13 protein-coding genes are annotated in these 15,235 nt (G+C 58.6%); all 13 read left to right on the top strand.

The window, feature by feature from the left end:
• Positions 1 to 3: 3 nt before the first annotated feature.
• The 13 genes from fliP (at position 4) to PYR65_RS19040 (ending at position 15,208) form a co-directional block, all read left to right on the top strand.
• Positions 4 to 741 carry a flagellar type III secretion system pore protein FliP gene (gene fliP, locus PYR65_RS19100; protein WP_060636016.1) on the top strand — a complete coding sequence of 246 codons (738 nt, stop codon included), beginning with the start codon at positions 4 to 6 and terminating at the stop codon, positions 739 to 741.
• Positions 742 to 1,061: 320 nt separating this feature from the next.
• Positions 1,062 to 2,024 carry a flagellin N-terminal helical domain-containing protein gene (locus PYR65_RS19095; protein ID WP_276119118.1) on the top strand — a complete coding sequence of 321 codons (963 nt, stop codon included), beginning with the start codon at positions 1,062 to 1,064 and terminating at the stop codon, positions 2,022 to 2,024.
• Positions 2,025 to 2,296: 272 nt separating this feature from the next.
• Positions 2,297 to 3,265 carry a flagellin N-terminal helical domain-containing protein gene (locus PYR65_RS19090; RefSeq protein WP_276119117.1) on the top strand — a complete coding sequence of 323 codons (969 nt, stop codon included), beginning with the start codon at positions 2,297 to 2,299 and terminating at the stop codon, positions 3,263 to 3,265.
• Positions 3,266 to 3,602: 337 nt separating this feature from the next.
• Complete coding sequence (locus tag PYR65_RS19085) at positions 3,603 to 4,583, top strand: flagellin N-terminal helical domain-containing protein (protein WP_276119116.1); 981 nt, start codon at positions 3,603 to 3,605, stop codon at positions 4,581 to 4,583.
• 535 nt (positions 4,584 to 5,118) lie between these two features.
• Positions 5,119 to 5,775: a hypothetical protein gene (locus tag PYR65_RS19080; RefSeq protein WP_276119115.1), complete on the top strand. Its 657-nt coding sequence runs from the start codon at positions 5,119 to 5,121 to the stop codon at positions 5,773 to 5,775.
• A complete protein-coding gene (locus tag PYR65_RS19075) occupies positions 5,772 to 6,980 on the top strand; it encodes a MotB family protein (RefSeq protein WP_276119114.1) in 1,209 nt (402 codons plus the stop codon). The genes PYR65_RS19080 and PYR65_RS19075 overlap by 4 nt, the downstream gene beginning before the upstream one ends.
• Before the next feature lie 5 nt (positions 6,981 to 6,985).
• Positions 6,986 to 8,293, top strand: coding sequence for a chemotaxis protein MotC (gene motC, locus PYR65_RS19070; protein WP_276119113.1), 1,308 nt, complete (start codon positions 6,986 to 6,988; stop codon positions 8,291 to 8,293).
• Positions 8,290 to 9,840 (top strand): flagellar hook-length control protein FliK, encoded by a 1,551-nt coding sequence (gene fliK, locus PYR65_RS19065; protein WP_276119112.1) that lies wholly within the window; start codon positions 8,290 to 8,292, stop codon positions 9,838 to 9,840. The genes motC and fliK overlap by 4 nt, the downstream gene beginning before the upstream one ends.
• A complete protein-coding gene (locus PYR65_RS19060; protein ID WP_276121108.1) occupies positions 9,791 to 10,342 on the top strand; it encodes a transglycosylase SLT domain-containing protein in 552 nt (183 codons plus the stop codon). Before fliK ends, PYR65_RS19060 begins: the two co-directional genes overlap by 50 nt.
• A 280-nt stretch (positions 10,343 to 10,622) precedes the next feature.
• Positions 10,623 to 11,294, top strand: a complete 672-nt coding sequence (gene rem / locus PYR65_RS19055; RefSeq protein WP_060636008.1) for a transcriptional activator Rem — start codon at positions 10,623 to 10,625, stop codon at positions 11,292 to 11,294.
• Positions 11,295 to 11,408: 114 nt separating this feature from the next.
• Positions 11,409 to 12,665: a flagellar hook protein FlgE gene (locus tag PYR65_RS19050; RefSeq protein ID WP_276119111.1), complete on the top strand. Its 1,257-nt coding sequence runs from the start codon at positions 11,409 to 11,411 to the stop codon at positions 12,663 to 12,665.
• 22 nt (positions 12,666 to 12,687) lie between these two features.
• The gene (flgK, locus tag PYR65_RS19045) at positions 12,688 to 14,130 is read left to right on the top strand and encodes a flagellar hook-associated protein FlgK (protein WP_276119110.1); all 1,443 of its coding nucleotides are present in this window, start codon (positions 12,688 to 12,690) and stop codon (positions 14,128 to 14,130) included.
• A gap of 4 nt (positions 14,131 to 14,134) precedes the next feature.
• Complete coding sequence (locus PYR65_RS19040) at positions 14,135 to 15,208, top strand: flagellar hook-associated family protein (RefSeq protein ID WP_060636005.1); 1,074 nt, start codon at positions 14,135 to 14,137, stop codon at positions 15,206 to 15,208.
• Positions 15,209 to 15,235: the final 27 nt, after the last annotated feature.

Raw genomic sequence — 15,235 nt, 5'->3', positions numbered from 1 at the left:
CTCATGATCCGGACTATCGCATTCATAGCCGCCATGCTGGCGATGTCGGGTATCGCGGGAGCGCAAGGCTTTCCCGCCGATATCCTCAACACGCCTATCGACGGCTCGGTAGCATCCTGGATCATCCGTACCTTCGGGCTTCTGACTGTCCTGTCGGTCGCTCCCGGCATTCTCATCATGGTGACGAGCTTTCCACGCTTCGTCATCGCGTTTGCGATCCTGCGCACCGGCATGGGGCTGGCGACGACACCCTCCAACATGATCATGGTCAGCCTTGCGCTGTTCATGACCTTTTACGTCATGGCTCCGACCTTCGACCGGGCCTGGCAGAATGGCGTCAATCCTCTCCTGCAGAACCAGATCAACGAAACCGAAGCGATGACGCGTATCGCCGAGCCGTTCCGCGAATTCATGCTCGCCAACACGCGCGACAAGGACCTGCAGCTGTTCATCGATATCGCCCAGGAAAAGGGACAAACGGTCGTCGTTGGCGACAGGGTCGATCTGCGCGCCGTCGTGCCGGCCTTCATGATTTCGGAGATCAGGCGCGGGTTCGAGATCGGCTTTTTGATCATGCTGCCGTTCCTGGTGATCGACCTGATCGTCGCCACCATCACCATGGCGATGGGCATGATGATGCTGCCGCCCACCTCGATCTCGCTGCCGTTCAAGATTCTGTTCTTTGTCCTGATCGATGGCTGGAACCTCCTGGTCGGCAGCCTGGTACGATCGTTCAACTGAACCGGTTGGCATGGTTAACGTTCCGTCTCTTTTTCGAGCGGAATGCATCTGCCGAAAAATTCATAAGTCATTGAATTGTAAATTAAATTTAAAATCTGTGTCGATCAGTGCCGTCAGTGCCGGCACGGCGCGCTTGCCGTCTGTCTGCGGGCCATTTAAACATATCGCAATGTTTGCCTGCGACATTACCCTCACATAACGGATTTGGACTTCCTGACCAACAGGAGCCGAGTGGCATGATGCCGAGCCGTTATCACCGGTAAGTATTTTAGTCCGGTATGTCCCCAATCTTGTATTTTGTATCTAGAGGGACAACCCCAATGACAAGCATCCTGACAAACTCTTCTGCAATGGCAGCACTCTCCACGCTGCGCTCCATCAGCTCGGACATGGAAACGACCCAGGGCCGCATTTCGTCCGGCCTAAAGGTTGGCGACGCCTCTGACAATGCTGCTTACTGGTCGATCGCAACGACCATGAAGTCCGACAACAAGGCTCTTTCCACGGTTCAGGACGCTCTCGGTCTCGGCGCTGCCAAGACGGACACGGCTTACACCGGTTTGAACGCAGCGATCGACGTCGTTTCTGAAATCAAGTCCAAGCTGGTTGCTGCCCGCGAGCCGGGCGTTGACAAGCTGAAGATCAACAAGGAACTGACAGAACTCAAGAACCAGCTGGTTTCGACGGCGACGTCTGCATCCTTCTCCGGTGAAAACTGGCTCTACAACGACACCGCGACTGCCGTTGGCACCAAGGAAATGGTCGGTTCGTTCACCCGTGACGCAGCTGGCAACGTTGCCGTCGGCGTCCTGAAGTTCGATGCTTCGACATCGGTTCTGATTGACACCAAGGACGCTTCAAAGGGTCAGCTGACGAAGGACATCACCGTCACCCAGCCGAGCGGTGCATCGACTGCCTCCGCGACTTACCGCCTGGTCAGCACTGCTGGCGCATCGGGTGCTACGGGTTCGGTCATCGAATTGACGGCATCCACCTCCGATGACAACATCGAAGGCATGATCAGTGCCGTCGACAAGATGTTGACGAACCTGACAGACTCGGCTGCAACGCTGGGCGCGACCAACAAGCGCATCTCGATGCAGGACGACTTCATGGCCGACCTGATGGACGTGATCGACAAGGGTGTCGGCCGCCTCGTCGATGCCGACATGAACGAAGAGTCGACCCGCCTCAAGGCTCTGCAGACACAGCAGCAGCTCGGCATCCAAGCTCTCTCGATCGCCAACTCGGACTCACAGAACATCCTGTCGCTGTTCCGTTAATCGAAAAACGGCGCGGGCCCGCCATCCCCCCCAAACGGCGGGTACCGCGACCTATCGAAACCGCATCTCGAAAGAGGTGCGGTTTTTTTTATGTTTGAAAAACTTTCCGGCCTTTAGTTTTTCCTTAACTATGTTGGTGTTTTCTATGCCCATCGAAACAGCGGGTTAACCAAGAAAATTAACAGGTTAACAGGCATGAAGCTGGCCGCTGTTTCCCGGTACCGACCGGAATGTCCCTTCCATTTCATCTGTTCAAAAGGGGCAGTATTCCTATGACGAGCATTCTCACCAATTCGGCTGCAATGGCAGCACTCTCGACCCTGCGTTCGATCAATTCGGGCATGGAAATGACCCAGGGCCGCGTCTCTTCCGGCTTGCGCGTCGAAACCGCTGCCGACAACGCCGCCTACTGGTCGATCGCAACGACCATGAAGTCGGACAACAAGGCTCTCTCCACGGTTCAGGACGCCCTCGGTCTCGGCGCTGCCAAGACGGACACGGCTTACACCGGTTTGAATTCAGCGATCGAAGTCATCTCGGAAATCAAGGCCAAGCTGGTTGCTTCGCGCGAGCCGGGCGTTGACAAGCTGAAGATCAACAAGGAACTGACGGAACTGAAGAACCAGCTGTCCTCGACAGCTCAGTCGGCTTCCTTCTCCGGTGAAAACTGGCTCTATAACGACTCAGCGACTGCTATTGGCACCAAGGAAATGGTCGGCTCGTTCACGCGTGACTCTTCTGGCAACGTTGCAGTCGGCGTTCTGAAGTTCGATGCTGCGACATCGGTTCTGATCGACACCAAAACCGCAGCAAACGGCCTTTTGACCAAAACTTTCGATGCGACCCTGCTGCAGAAGTCGCCTCCGTCGTCCGCTGCTCAGAACTTCTACCTGATCGATGCCGATTCGACGGTCAGCAATGTTGGCTCGGAAATCAAGCTGGCCGCAGATACCAGCGACGCTGACGTCGAAGCCATGATCAGCGTTGTTGACAAGATCCTGGGCGATGCCACGGACGCTGCAGCAACACTCGGTGCGACCAACAAGCGCATCTCGATGCAGGACGACTTCATGGCCGACCTGATGGACGTGATCGACAAGGGTGTCGGCCGCCTCGTTGATGCCGACATGAACGAAGAATCGACCCGCCTCAAGGCTCTGCAGACACAGCAGCAGCTCGGCATCCAGGCGCTCTCGATCGCCAACTCCAACTCGGAAACCATCCTCTCGCTCTTCCGTTAATCGGAACAGGCAGGGCGATAACGCGGCTGGCCGGTTCATCATCAGTCAGCCAATTATTCCAAGGACCGCGCCCCGCAAAGGGCGCGGTTTTTTCGTGCGCGCAGGTCTGGTCCAGCCACCATTAACGATCGCGCAACGAAGATTTATTTTCGTTCATTTTTATTACGCACTTGCTAACGCACTTAAGGATTTGTTAACCATGCCGTTGTTAAGTGTTCGTTAAGAGCGATAGGCTGTCCTTGGGCTAAACATAGGGCAGTTTGCATGACGCTGGTCCCGTCGCTGCCGGTCATCACCCGGAATGTTCCGTTTACAATTGAACTGGGGCAATGACCAAATGACCAGCATATTGACCAATTCGGCGGCTATGGCCGCCCTTCAGACCTTGCGTTCCATCAATACAAACATGGAAGAAGTGCAAAACCGCATTTCCTCCGGCTACCGCGTCGAAACGGCAGCGGACAACGCCGCCTACTGGTCGATCGCGACCACTATGCGTTCCGACAATGCGGCGCTTTCGACCGTGCAGGATGCACTCGGACTGGGTGCGGCAAAGATCGATACGTCCTATGCCGGTATGAGCTCGGCCATCGATGTCGTCTCCGAGATCAAGGCCAAGCTGGTCGCTGCGCGCGAGCCGGGTGTCGACAAGACCAAGATCAACAAGGAACTGAGCGAGCTGAAGAACCAGCTGGCCTCCGCTGCAGAATCCGCGTCCTTCTCGGGCGAGAACTGGCTCTACAATGACAGCACCACGCCAGCCGGCACCAAATCGGTCGTGGCCTCCTTTAATCGCTCGACCAGCGGCAACGTGTCCGTTTCGACCCTGGACTACAACACGGCTGCATCAATCCTGATCGATACCAAGAACGCCTCGCTCGGCCAGTTGACCAAAGCCGTCAAGGTGTCTCAGCCGGTTGGCACCACTGCCGCCACCGGCACTGCAAACGCGACCTACCATCTCCTCCTCGCTGAAGGCGGCACCGCGCCAACGAACTCGAAGCTGGTGACGCTGACGACAGCCACGAGCGACAATGACATTGACGGCATGATCAGCGCCGTCGACGCCATGCTGAGCAGCCTGACCGATGCCGCCTCAACGCTCGGCGCCATCACCAGCCGCATCGACATGCAGGAAAACTTCGTTGCCAATCTGATGGACGTGATCGACAAGGGCGTCGGCCGTCTGGTGGATGCGGACATGAACGAGGAATCGACCCGCCTCAAGGCGCTTCAGACGCAGCAGCAGCTCGGCGTCCAGGCGCTGTCGATCGCCAATACCAACTCTGAAAACATCCTGCGCCTGTTCCAGCAGTAAGCGCAGATGCGCCGGACCGGCGGGCACGAAACCGGTTCGCGCATGTCCCATCGCTGCCCCATTTTTCGGGGCCGCGAAGACTTTTCCGCCAAGCCGCGGTCATCGGCAGGTGGAAACGGTTGGACCGCGCTCATTGCCCAGGCGCGGTCCAACACCTTATTTCCGGTTGACCGGTCTTGTCCTTAAGGCCGATATCACGGCGGACTGTCCCGCCAGACCCGGATATATCCCGTGACCTACATTTTCGCACAAGTTTGACCGGATAGTCTTCGATCGCAACCATCCTCATCCGGGTTGCCAGCCGACATGATTGTTGTGTTGCCGTTGTATACCGCCTGCGCTGCCGGTTCGTCCGGCGCCGGGCTGGTACGGATTGAAAATGTTCGGGCCCTGCGGCACTCCCGCTCCCACAGGGTCCTTGGGGAGACATTCCGGAAGTGTCACAGTCTTATGTTCTCAGGCTTTTCAGGCCCCTGCCGTCCGCACAAAAACGGGCAGCCGGCCTGGCCGTGGCCCCGGTTACGGGAGGCCGCCGATGACCGCGTCCATTTCGCGTTATCTCAAGGATTTCAGCGCCCCGAAAGTCGAACTGTCCCTGCTTCCACCCCGGTATTTTCCGGAGCTGGACGACGACTTTCCGGCCAACGGTACGTTCGCCATGAAGCCGCCGGTGCAGCCGCAGATCGACATTGATGCTGAGCGCCACGAAGCGTTTGCGCAGGGGCGCCGCGAAGCCGAAGGCGAGCAGCAGGCACTTCGGGAGGCCGAAATTGCCGCCTTGTCCGCGCGCCACGCTGCCGAGCTGGACGCCATGCGCGTGCGGTGTGAAAACGAAATTGCCGCCATGATCTATGACCGTTTTTCCGATATGGGATCGCAGCTGGTGACCATGATGTCGGACCAGACGGCGCGGGTGCTGGCCCCGGTCATGAATGACGTGCTGCTGCAGAAATCCATTGCCGATCTCGCCCGGGTGATCACGCAGTCCGTGGGTGCCGGCGACGGCGCAAAGATCCTGGTGAAGGGCCCGGTCACCCAGTTCGAGGCGCTGAAGCGGCATCTCGACGACGAAACCCTGGTTTTCCGCCATCAGGAAGCCGACGATATCGATCTTTCGGTCGAGTTCGGTGATTCCATTCTGGTGACGCGCATGGCCGCTTGGGCCGATACGGTTGGCAAGGTGCTGGCATGAGCGAGAACGAAGGCCATCACCACGGCAAGAACGAAATCATCATCATCAAGCGCCATAGCGGCGGGCATGATGGCCACCATGGCGGCGCCTGGAAGATTGCCTATGCCGACTTCATGACGGCGATGATGGCGTTCTTTCTCGTCATGTGGCTGATCAACGCCGCCAATCCGCAGACCAAGGCGGCGCTCGCATCCTATTTCAACCCGGTGCAGCTGACCGATGCCAAGCCTTCGGAAAAGGGCGTCAAGCAGCCGGCGAAGGATGCCAAGGGCGAAGAAGACCAGATGAAGTCGAAGGTCGATGGCACCGAGACGAAGACGGGCGGATCGGCGAAAAACGGCGACGACATGACGGCGACCTCCGGCGAGGAAACCCAATATTCCGACGCGGACTTCTTCGAAAATCCCTATTCGGTGATGTCCGAGATCGTTAATGAGACCGGGCGCAACGCCAATATCAGCGCCAAGGGCGACGGCGGCGCATCGACATCTGGGCCTGCGACCGGCGCCGATGGCGGCGAAGCCTATCGTGACCCGTTCGACCCGGATTTCTGGACCAAGCAGGTCGAGCTGCAGAACGCCGAAAAGGGCGGCGACAGCCTGGAGGCAAAGGCCGGAAACGGTCCGGCAGACGAAACGAAGACGAAGCCCGAGGCAAGCAAGGACCAGGCTGACGCGGCAATCGCGCAGCCGGCAGATGCAGCCACACCCACAAAAGCTGGCGAGGATGCAGCCAAGTCTCTGGACGCCGCCAAATCCCTGAAGGCCGATATCGAGAAGGAAATCGGCGGCGCAGCCGGCAAGCTTGCCGAGGGGCTGCTGGTCACGCCGACCGAAGGCGGGCTTCTGGTGACGATCAGCGAACAGGCGAACACGCCGATGTTCGGGCTCGGTTCTGCCGTTCCGGAAAGAGACATGGTCATTGCCATGGAAAAGATCGGCAAGCTCCTGTCTGGCCGCAGCGGCGCCATCGCCATTCGCGGCCATACCGACGCACGGCCGTTCAAGCGGGGCGCCTATGACAATTGGCGGCTCTCGTCCGACCGCGCCCAGAGCGCCTATTACATGCTCGTCCGTGGCGGCCTTGCCGAGAACCGCGTCAGCCAGATCAGCGGCTTTGCCGACAAGCGCCTGCAGGATACCAAAGATCCGATGGCGCCGGTCAATCGCCGTATCGAAATCCTGCTGCAGACGAACCAGGGCTGATTGTCATGTTGAAGGCGATCCGCACCCTCCTTCTCTGCGCTTGTGCCGCCGGCCCGGCATTGGCAGCGCAAGCGCAGGGGCCGGAAGACCTGCCGCCGTACAAGATGCTGCGTTCGCTGCAGGCCATCCAGGACGCCATTGTTCTTGGCGATCATTCCGCAGCCGACATGCAGCGCTTCATGCTGGCGGCGGTCGACAAGCGGCTGCGCGAGGCCGACACAGCGGTGTTCAATGATCCGCGCAATGTCGATGCAGCCTTCATCTATGCGATGAGCGGCGGCAATCCGGAAACCCTGTCCTATCTCGCCAACCACGATATCGAAGGCAATTTCGATACCCGCGTCGTCGATGCGCTCAGCCATTATCTGGCCGGCAAGGGCGGGCTGATGGTGGAAAACCTGGCCAAGGCCGTTCCGGAATACCGCAATTCGCGGGTCGGACCCTATCTCTGTCTGGTGCTGGGCAATGCCACAGCGCAGCAGAATCCGGTCAAGTCGATCGAATATTACGATTGGGCGCGTCTGACGTCTCCCGGCACCAACATCGAGGAAGCTGCCTTGCGGCGTTCGATTGCGCTGGCGACCCGTGGCGGCATGCCGCAGAAGGGCTTTGCCTATTCGCTTTCCTATGCCCGGCGGTTTTTGACGTCCCCTTATGCCAGCCAGTTTGCCGATGTTTTTGTCGAGCTGGCAGTCGCCAATTACAACGAAGAGACGGAAGCAAAGATCCAGGAAATTCTGGGCTTCATGGACAAACCCCGCCAGCGCGAGGTCTATCTGCGCATTGCCCGCCGCGCGGCGATCGGCGGTATGCAGGAACTGGCAACGCTCGCCTCGACGCGGGCGCAAGACCTTTCCGATGTCGCGGACGCAGGCCCGAAGGCTCTGGCCAGCCTCTATTCCGGTCTGGTCGGCATTCCCTCCAAGGGCATTCTCGAAGCGGTCAAGGATATCAGCGCCATTCCCGAAGCGGAGTTGTCGCCCAGGGACCGCGCCTTGCGCCAGGCGGCAAACGTGGTTGCGCAGGAAGTGCTGCGCGTGCCTGAATTAGAAAGCCTGACGCAAGAAACTGTTCCTAATGTCAAATCCGACACGACCATGGAGGAGGGCGGGGGAGTTACCGGCAGCGGCGACAGTCCATTTGCAACACCGGCATCGGAAGCGGCCTTGAAGGCGGCTCAACCGGATGCGGTGCCGCAAGCGGCCTTGTCCGAAAAGGAGCCTGCTGATCCGGTTCTCGACGCGTTTTTGAGCACAGGCCGCTCGAAGCTCGACGAGATTGATTCTCTCCTGAAGGGGGAAGACCAACAATGACATTCGTAGACGACACCCTTCTGGGCGCAAGTCCCGCAAGGTCTGGCAAAGCTGGCGCCAAAGGCGCGGGCAAGTCGCTGGATCTGGACGCCGCCAATCAGAAGTCGGCCTTCGAGAATGCCTTTGCCGACGCCGGCAAGAAGAAGCAGCCGGTGATCTCGATCAGCGGCAAATCAGGTGCCGATGGCAATCCCGCTCCGTCGCTCAAGTCGGCGGCGGAAGCGCTTGCCGCATCGTCCAGGGAAAGCGGCATCGACACATCTGCTCCCGGCGACGAAATGAACGGCCTCGTGCCCCCGCAGGATGATGCACCGGACAACAATCGCTTCATGAAACCCTCCCTTGGCTCTCCCAACGCGGCCGGCCTCCATGCCACCGGCAAGACCGTCCCGGCGCAGGGTGCAGCACCGGCTGCAAAGGGCGATCACGCGCAAAGATTCACCTTGGCTCAGGCGGACCTTTCTGGAATTGGCGAGGATGCGGGCAAGACCCTCGACGCGCCTGCCGGTGAAAAGATCGCCGGCATCATCAAAAATATCCAAGCCAACCCTGGCAAACACAGCGGCGGCACGCCCGATGATGCTCTTGTAACGGTCCCGCCGGACGATGCGGCTGCTGTAGCAACCGGCGATGTTAGCCAGTTGCTCAGCCTTCTCGATGCAAGCTTGAAATCGGCCGCCACAAATGTGCCCGCCACAGCGGACACGACACCGGCCATGTCGGAATTCCAGGCGCTCGCAGAGCGCGCGGGCGAGGCCAAGCCTGCCGTTAAGGATGCGGCAAAAGCCGATGCTCATGCTGCCGGTGATGAAAACGCCGTGAAGAATGCGACCCAGGCTGGTTCCGATCAGTTGTTCCGCTTCGCGCGGGCCGATGGCAAAGGGCAGGCGGTGTCGATGAGCGTGGCTTCGGACGGCGACAAGACCGTGGCGAAGAACGAAGCGTCCGCTGCCGGAGCCAAGGCTGAGACTGTCACCGTCGTGGAGGCGCGCCGCTACCTCGGGCTGGCGCCCGCCAGCAACGCAGCTGCTGTCACCAGCCAGATCGCCGGCAATCCGGAATGGGCCCGTGCGCTTCAGCCAAGCGCCGCTGCGGAAACACCCTTGACGCAGGCCGCGACCGGCAAGGTTCTCAACACCTTGAAGATCCAGATGCACCCGATCGACCTTGGCATGGTCACGGCGACGCTGCGGCTCAAGGACGACGAATTGCATGTCGAGATCAAGGTGGAGACCGGCGATGCTTTCCGGCAGTTGAGCGACGATCAGAGCGCCATGGTCAAGGCCTTGCGCGCGCAGGGCTTCGCCGTCGATCAGGTCAATATCGTCTTCAATGCTTCCGATGCATCCGACAGCAACACCGCGCAGCAGCAGGCCCAGTCCCAGGCTGGACAGCAGGGCCGCGAAACGGCCGGCGATGGCACGCGCGGTCAGCGCAATGACAATGGCGGCCAGCAACAGGGCCGCGAAAGGTGGACAGGCAATGACGGTACGGGCGATGCGTCTTCTGGGGCTGAGCTTAACCGCACTGGTGATGTCTATATGTAGCGCGCAGGCAAATGTGGGCGTTTGCGAAAGCGAGATCACGGCAGCGGCGGCGAAGTATCAGATCCCCGAGGGCATCCTCTATTCCGTCGGGTTGACGGAGACCGGCAGAAAGGGATCGCTGCAGCCGTTCGCCATGAACATCGAGGGCAAGGCATATTTCGAAAACAGTGCCGGAGACGTTCTTCAGCGCTTTGCCTCTGCCAGGGCGCAAGGCGCCAAGCTGATCGATCTTGGTTGCATGCAGATCAATTATTACTTCCATGGCGAGAATTTTACCTCGCCGGACGAGATGCTGAACCCGCGGAAGAATGTCGAATACGCGGCAAAATTCCTCTCCAATCTTCATGCCCGGCATGAAACCTGGACCATGGCCGTCGCCCGCTATCACGCCGGACCGAACAATGATCCCGCGCAAAAGAAATATGTCTGCCGGGTCATCGCCAATCTGGTCGCAACCGGCTATGGAAAATGGACAACGAACGCGACGAATTTTTGCCAATAACTCAACTTATAGGTGAATTAACAATCGCTTTTACTGCTTCAACGGATTGCGGCAACATTGAGATAGAAAAATGACCACAAGCTGTTTCTTAATCCGGTGTTAACGTTTCCACATGAAATTTAGTGCCAGATTTGGACAATGCCACTACATCTAGTTCAAATCGGCACACAAATCTTAATCTACTATTAATTTCAGTCACTCACATTCCATAGTTGTTCATGAATCCCCCGATTCGTACCTCTTAACCATAGAGACGCGATACTGATTCGGAGGCGGACGAATGATCGTAGTGGTTGATGAGCGTGAGCTTGTAAAAGACGGATATACTTCACTGTTCGGACGCGAGGGCGTGCCCTCTCAAGGGTTCGATCCCAGCGAATTCGGCGATTGGGTTTCGAAGGCGGCCGATAGCGATATCGACGCGGTCGAGGCGTTCCTGATCGGCCAGGGCGAAAAGGCCATGAGCCTTCCGCGCGCCATCCGGGACCGTTCGACGGCACCGGTGATCGCAATCAGCGACAGCCCGTCTCTGGAAACGACGCTGGCGTTCTTCGACTGTGGGGTCGATGATGTCGTGCGCAAGCCGGTTCATCCCCGCGAAATCCTGGCACGGGCCGCAGCGATCCGCCGCCGCCTGAAGGCCCTGGTGAATTTCACCGATATCGGCCCGATCCGGGTGTTTTCCGATGGCCGCGATCCGGAAGTCCAGGGTGAAGTTTTCGCCTTGCCGCGCCGCGAGCGCCGCATTCTGGAATATCTGGTCTCCAATCGCGGACGCCGTGTATCCAAGTCCCAGATTTTCAACGCGATTTACGGCATTTTCGATGAGGACGTCGAAGAGAACGTCGTCGAAAGCCATATCAGCAAGCTGCGCAAGAAGCTGCGCAAGCGGCTGGGTTTTGATCCCATCGATTCCAAGCGTTTCCTTGGCTATTGCATCGACTGGAGCTGATCTGCAACGGGGGTCCGGATGTGCGGCATCCGGCGCCCCAAACCGGAGCCCAAGACAGGTTCACGCAAGGCCCGCCCCATAGTCTTTCCATAACGACGAAAACGAGGATCGGACATGAGTCTTTACGGAATGATGCGAACCGGTGGTTCCGGCATGAATGCGCAGGCAAACCGCCTGGGAACAGTCGCGGAAAATATCGCCAACGCCAACACCACCGGCTACAAGCGGGCATCGACGGAGTTCTCCTCGCTGATCCTGCCGACAAGCAACGGTTCCTATAATTCCGGCGGTGTTGAAACCAAGGTGCGTTACAGCATTTCGGAACAGGGCCCGACCAGCTACACGACATCCGGCACCGACATGGCCATCAGCGGCGGCGGTTTCTTCATCGTCTCCGGCGCCGACGGCAACAATTTCCTGACCCGTGCCGGCGCTTTCACACCGAATGGTGATGGTAACCTGGTCAATTCCGCCGGTTACAGCCTGATGGGCTATGAATACCAGGAGGGTGTCGATCCGACGGTTGTCGTCAATGGTTTTGACGGCCTTTCCAAGATCAATCTTGCATCCGATGGCCTGGTCGCCAAGGGTTCGACCAAGGGCGCCATGGGTGCCAATTTGAACTCGGGTGATGCAGTCGGTACCGAATCCTCGACATCACTGAGCGTCTTCGACAGCCAGGGCAATTCCCGCCTTCTGGATTTCGTTTATGAGAAGACAGCTGACAATACGTGGACGGTACAAGTTCGAGATCGCAAGACTTACAACGCTGGGGATCCGGCAGCGGTACCGCCTGTGGCGGCAACCGGCATTCTGGGCAACAAAACGCTCAATTTCGATGCTGCCGGGAAAATGACAACCACGCCCACAACTATTTCCTTGAATGCGAACAGTATCAACCCACTGGCTGGCACAGGTGCCACGCTCGCGGATTTGACCATCGATCTCGGCAAGACCACGCAGCTGGGCTACAAGTTCAATCCTGACGGCGGGTCCATTGATGGTAACGCACCGAGCAAGGTGGCGGGCTATCAGATCGACAAGGCCGGTATCGTCTACGTCAAATACGAAAACGGCGATCTCGACCCGCGCTACCGCGTCGCGCTTGCCAATGTTCAGAGCCCGGACAATCTCGTTCCCCAGTCGGGCAACGTCTATTCGCAGGGCGTGGATTCCGGCGTCATCGTTACCGGCTTTGCCGGCTCCGGCGATTTCGGCAGCATTCAGTCCGGTGCCCTCGAAGGCTCCAATGTCGATATCGCCAACGAGTTGACGGCGATGATCGAGTCCCAGCGCAGCTACACGGCAAACTCGAAGGTTTTCCAGACGGGTGCGGATCTGCTGGACGTTCTTGTGAACCTCAAGCGTTAATTGAAAAGGTACGGTCTGCGTCATGTCGCTGTCATCAGCCATCAACACCGCACAGACGATATTCAACAACACGGCAGCCCAGACGGCTCTCGTTTCGAAGAATATCCAGAATGTGAGCAATGCGGATTATTCGCGCCGCATGGCCATGCTCGGCACGAGCGGCAACGGTGCGCAGATCGTCTCCATTCAGCGCGCCCAGAACGACGCGCTGATGAAACAGCACTCGCTGAGCATTTCGCAGGCTTCCGCCCAGGACGCTCTCTTGACCGGTCTGGAAGCTGTGAAGTCGGCACTCGGCGGCAATGGTTATGAAACCTCGCCGTCGAATTATCTAAAATCCTTCCGCGACAGCCTGCAGACCTATGCGGCGACCCCCGGCAACACATCGATCGCAGCGACAACCGTGTCGAGTGCTGCAGACCTTGCCAAGTCGCTGAACAAGACATCGGCTGCCGTCCAGGAAGTGCGCTACGATGCCGACAAGGAAATCGACGCCTCCGTCAAGAAGCTGAACGGATTGCTGGCCGAATTCGAAAAGGCCAATGGGGCGGTCCAAGGCGCAACGGCCAGCGGCGCCGATGCCAGCGACGCGCTCGACCAGCGCGACAAGCTGCTTCGCCAGATTTCCGAAGTCGTCGGCATCTCGACGGTGACCCGCGCCAACAACGATACCGTCATCTACACATCCGATGGCACGGTCCTGTTTGAAAATACTGCGCGTTCCGTCACGTTTCAGGCAACGCCCGGTTTTGGCGCGACCACGGCCGGTAACGCGATCTATGTCGATGGCGTGGCCTTGAAGGCCGGCAAGGGCGCCGATACGTCGGGCGAGGGCAAGCTTGCCAGCCTGCTCCAGTTGCGCGACGAGACAGCGCCAAAATTTCAGTCGCAGCTTGACGAAATCGCCCGTGGTCTGGTGACGCTGTTTCAGGAAAACACCACCCCGGCCACAACGGCAAAACCGGGTCTCTTCACCTGGGCAGGCAGCACGGTTCCGGCGGCTGGAACCACAGTCCCCGGCATGGCAGCATCGCTGACGATCAATCCGCTGGCCGCAACCGATCCGACGCTGATCCGCGACGGTGGGTTCAATGGCCCGGGCTACAAGTCGAATACCACAGGCAGTTCCGGCTATACGGCTCTGATCGATGGTTTCGTCACCTCGCTCGGCACAAGCATGTCGTTCGACCCGTCCACGGGTCTCGATCGCTCCAGCAGCATCCTCGATTTTTCGGCCTCCTCGATCGGCTGGCTGGAAGAACTCAGAAGCGGCGCATCGACCGCCAATGACAACAAGATGGCCATGCTGTCGCGGACGCAGGATGCATTGAGCAATGTCACGGGCGTTAGCCTCGATGAGGAATTGTCGCAGCTGCTCGATCTCGAGCAGTCCTACAAGGCTTCGGCAAAATTGGTCAGCACGGTGGACGCCATGATGACGGCCCTTCTACAAGCTGTAAGGTAAATCCATGAAAACGTCTTTCGTTTCCAATCTGGCCGTGCAAAACGCCATGCGCCTGACCATTCAAAAGGGTCAGGTCGAAATGATGAAGCTGAACGATGAGGTCTCGACCGGCGTTCATGCGGATTATGGCCTGGCGCTCGGGGCATCGACGTCCAAGTCCGTCAATATCACCTCGCAGCTCGACCGGCTGTCGACGTTGAAAAGCACCAATTCCATCGTCACGCAAAGGCTTGCCGGTTCGCAGGAAGCCTTGAAGACCATGCAGGATGCGGCGCAGAAGTCGCTGACCTCTCTGATGGCCTTCCGCGACAACAGCACCGCGGATCTCTTGAAGATCGCGCAGGACCAGAATACGGCAGCGATGACAACATTCACGTCGGCGGCCAACACGTCGCTGAATGGCGAATATCTGTTCTCCGGCATCAACACCGATGTGCAGCCCTTCACCGAATACTCGGAAACATCCGACGCCAAGGCCTCCTACAATGCCGCCCTGTCGTCGTTCATTTCATCCCAGCCTGCCCAGGTGCCGCCGCTGACATCCGTCAGCCAGTTCACCAAGGCGCAGATGACCGATTTCATCGACAACAAGCTGGCACCGATGTACGCGGACCCCTCGGTTGCGGGATCGAAATGGGCGGATTGGTCGGATGCATCAAGCCAGAACATGACGAGCCGCATCAGCGCCAACGAAGTCATTCAAAGCTCGGCAAATCTCAATGCCGAAGGCGCGCGCAAATTCGCGCTCGCCAGCATGATCTCCACCGAACTCCTGAGCGTTGGCCTGAGCGACGAGGTGCGTGGCGTGGTGACCGACAAGGCCGTGAGCTACATGGGCGAAGCCGTGACCGGCCTCATCAGCATGCAGAGCAATCTCGGCCTGTCGCAGGAACGCGTCAAGAAGGCCAATACCTCGATCGAGGCGCAGACCAAGATCGTCAAGGCCCACCAGCTGGATCTCGAAGGTATCGATACCTTCGCGGCGTCCACCATGCTGAAGACCCTGCAGACGCAGCTTGAGACCTCCTACACGCTGACCTCGCGGCTCCAGCAGTTGAGTTTGATTAATTTCCTCTGATGCGGTGAGGACCAGGACAAACATGAA

It is taken from the genome of Pararhizobium qamdonense (assembly GCF_029277445.1).
GTDB classification, from domain to species: domain Bacteria; phylum Pseudomonadota; class Alphaproteobacteria; order Rhizobiales; family Rhizobiaceae; genus Pararhizobium; species Pararhizobium qamdonense.
This window is presented reverse-complemented; position numbering and strand designations above follow the sequence as displayed.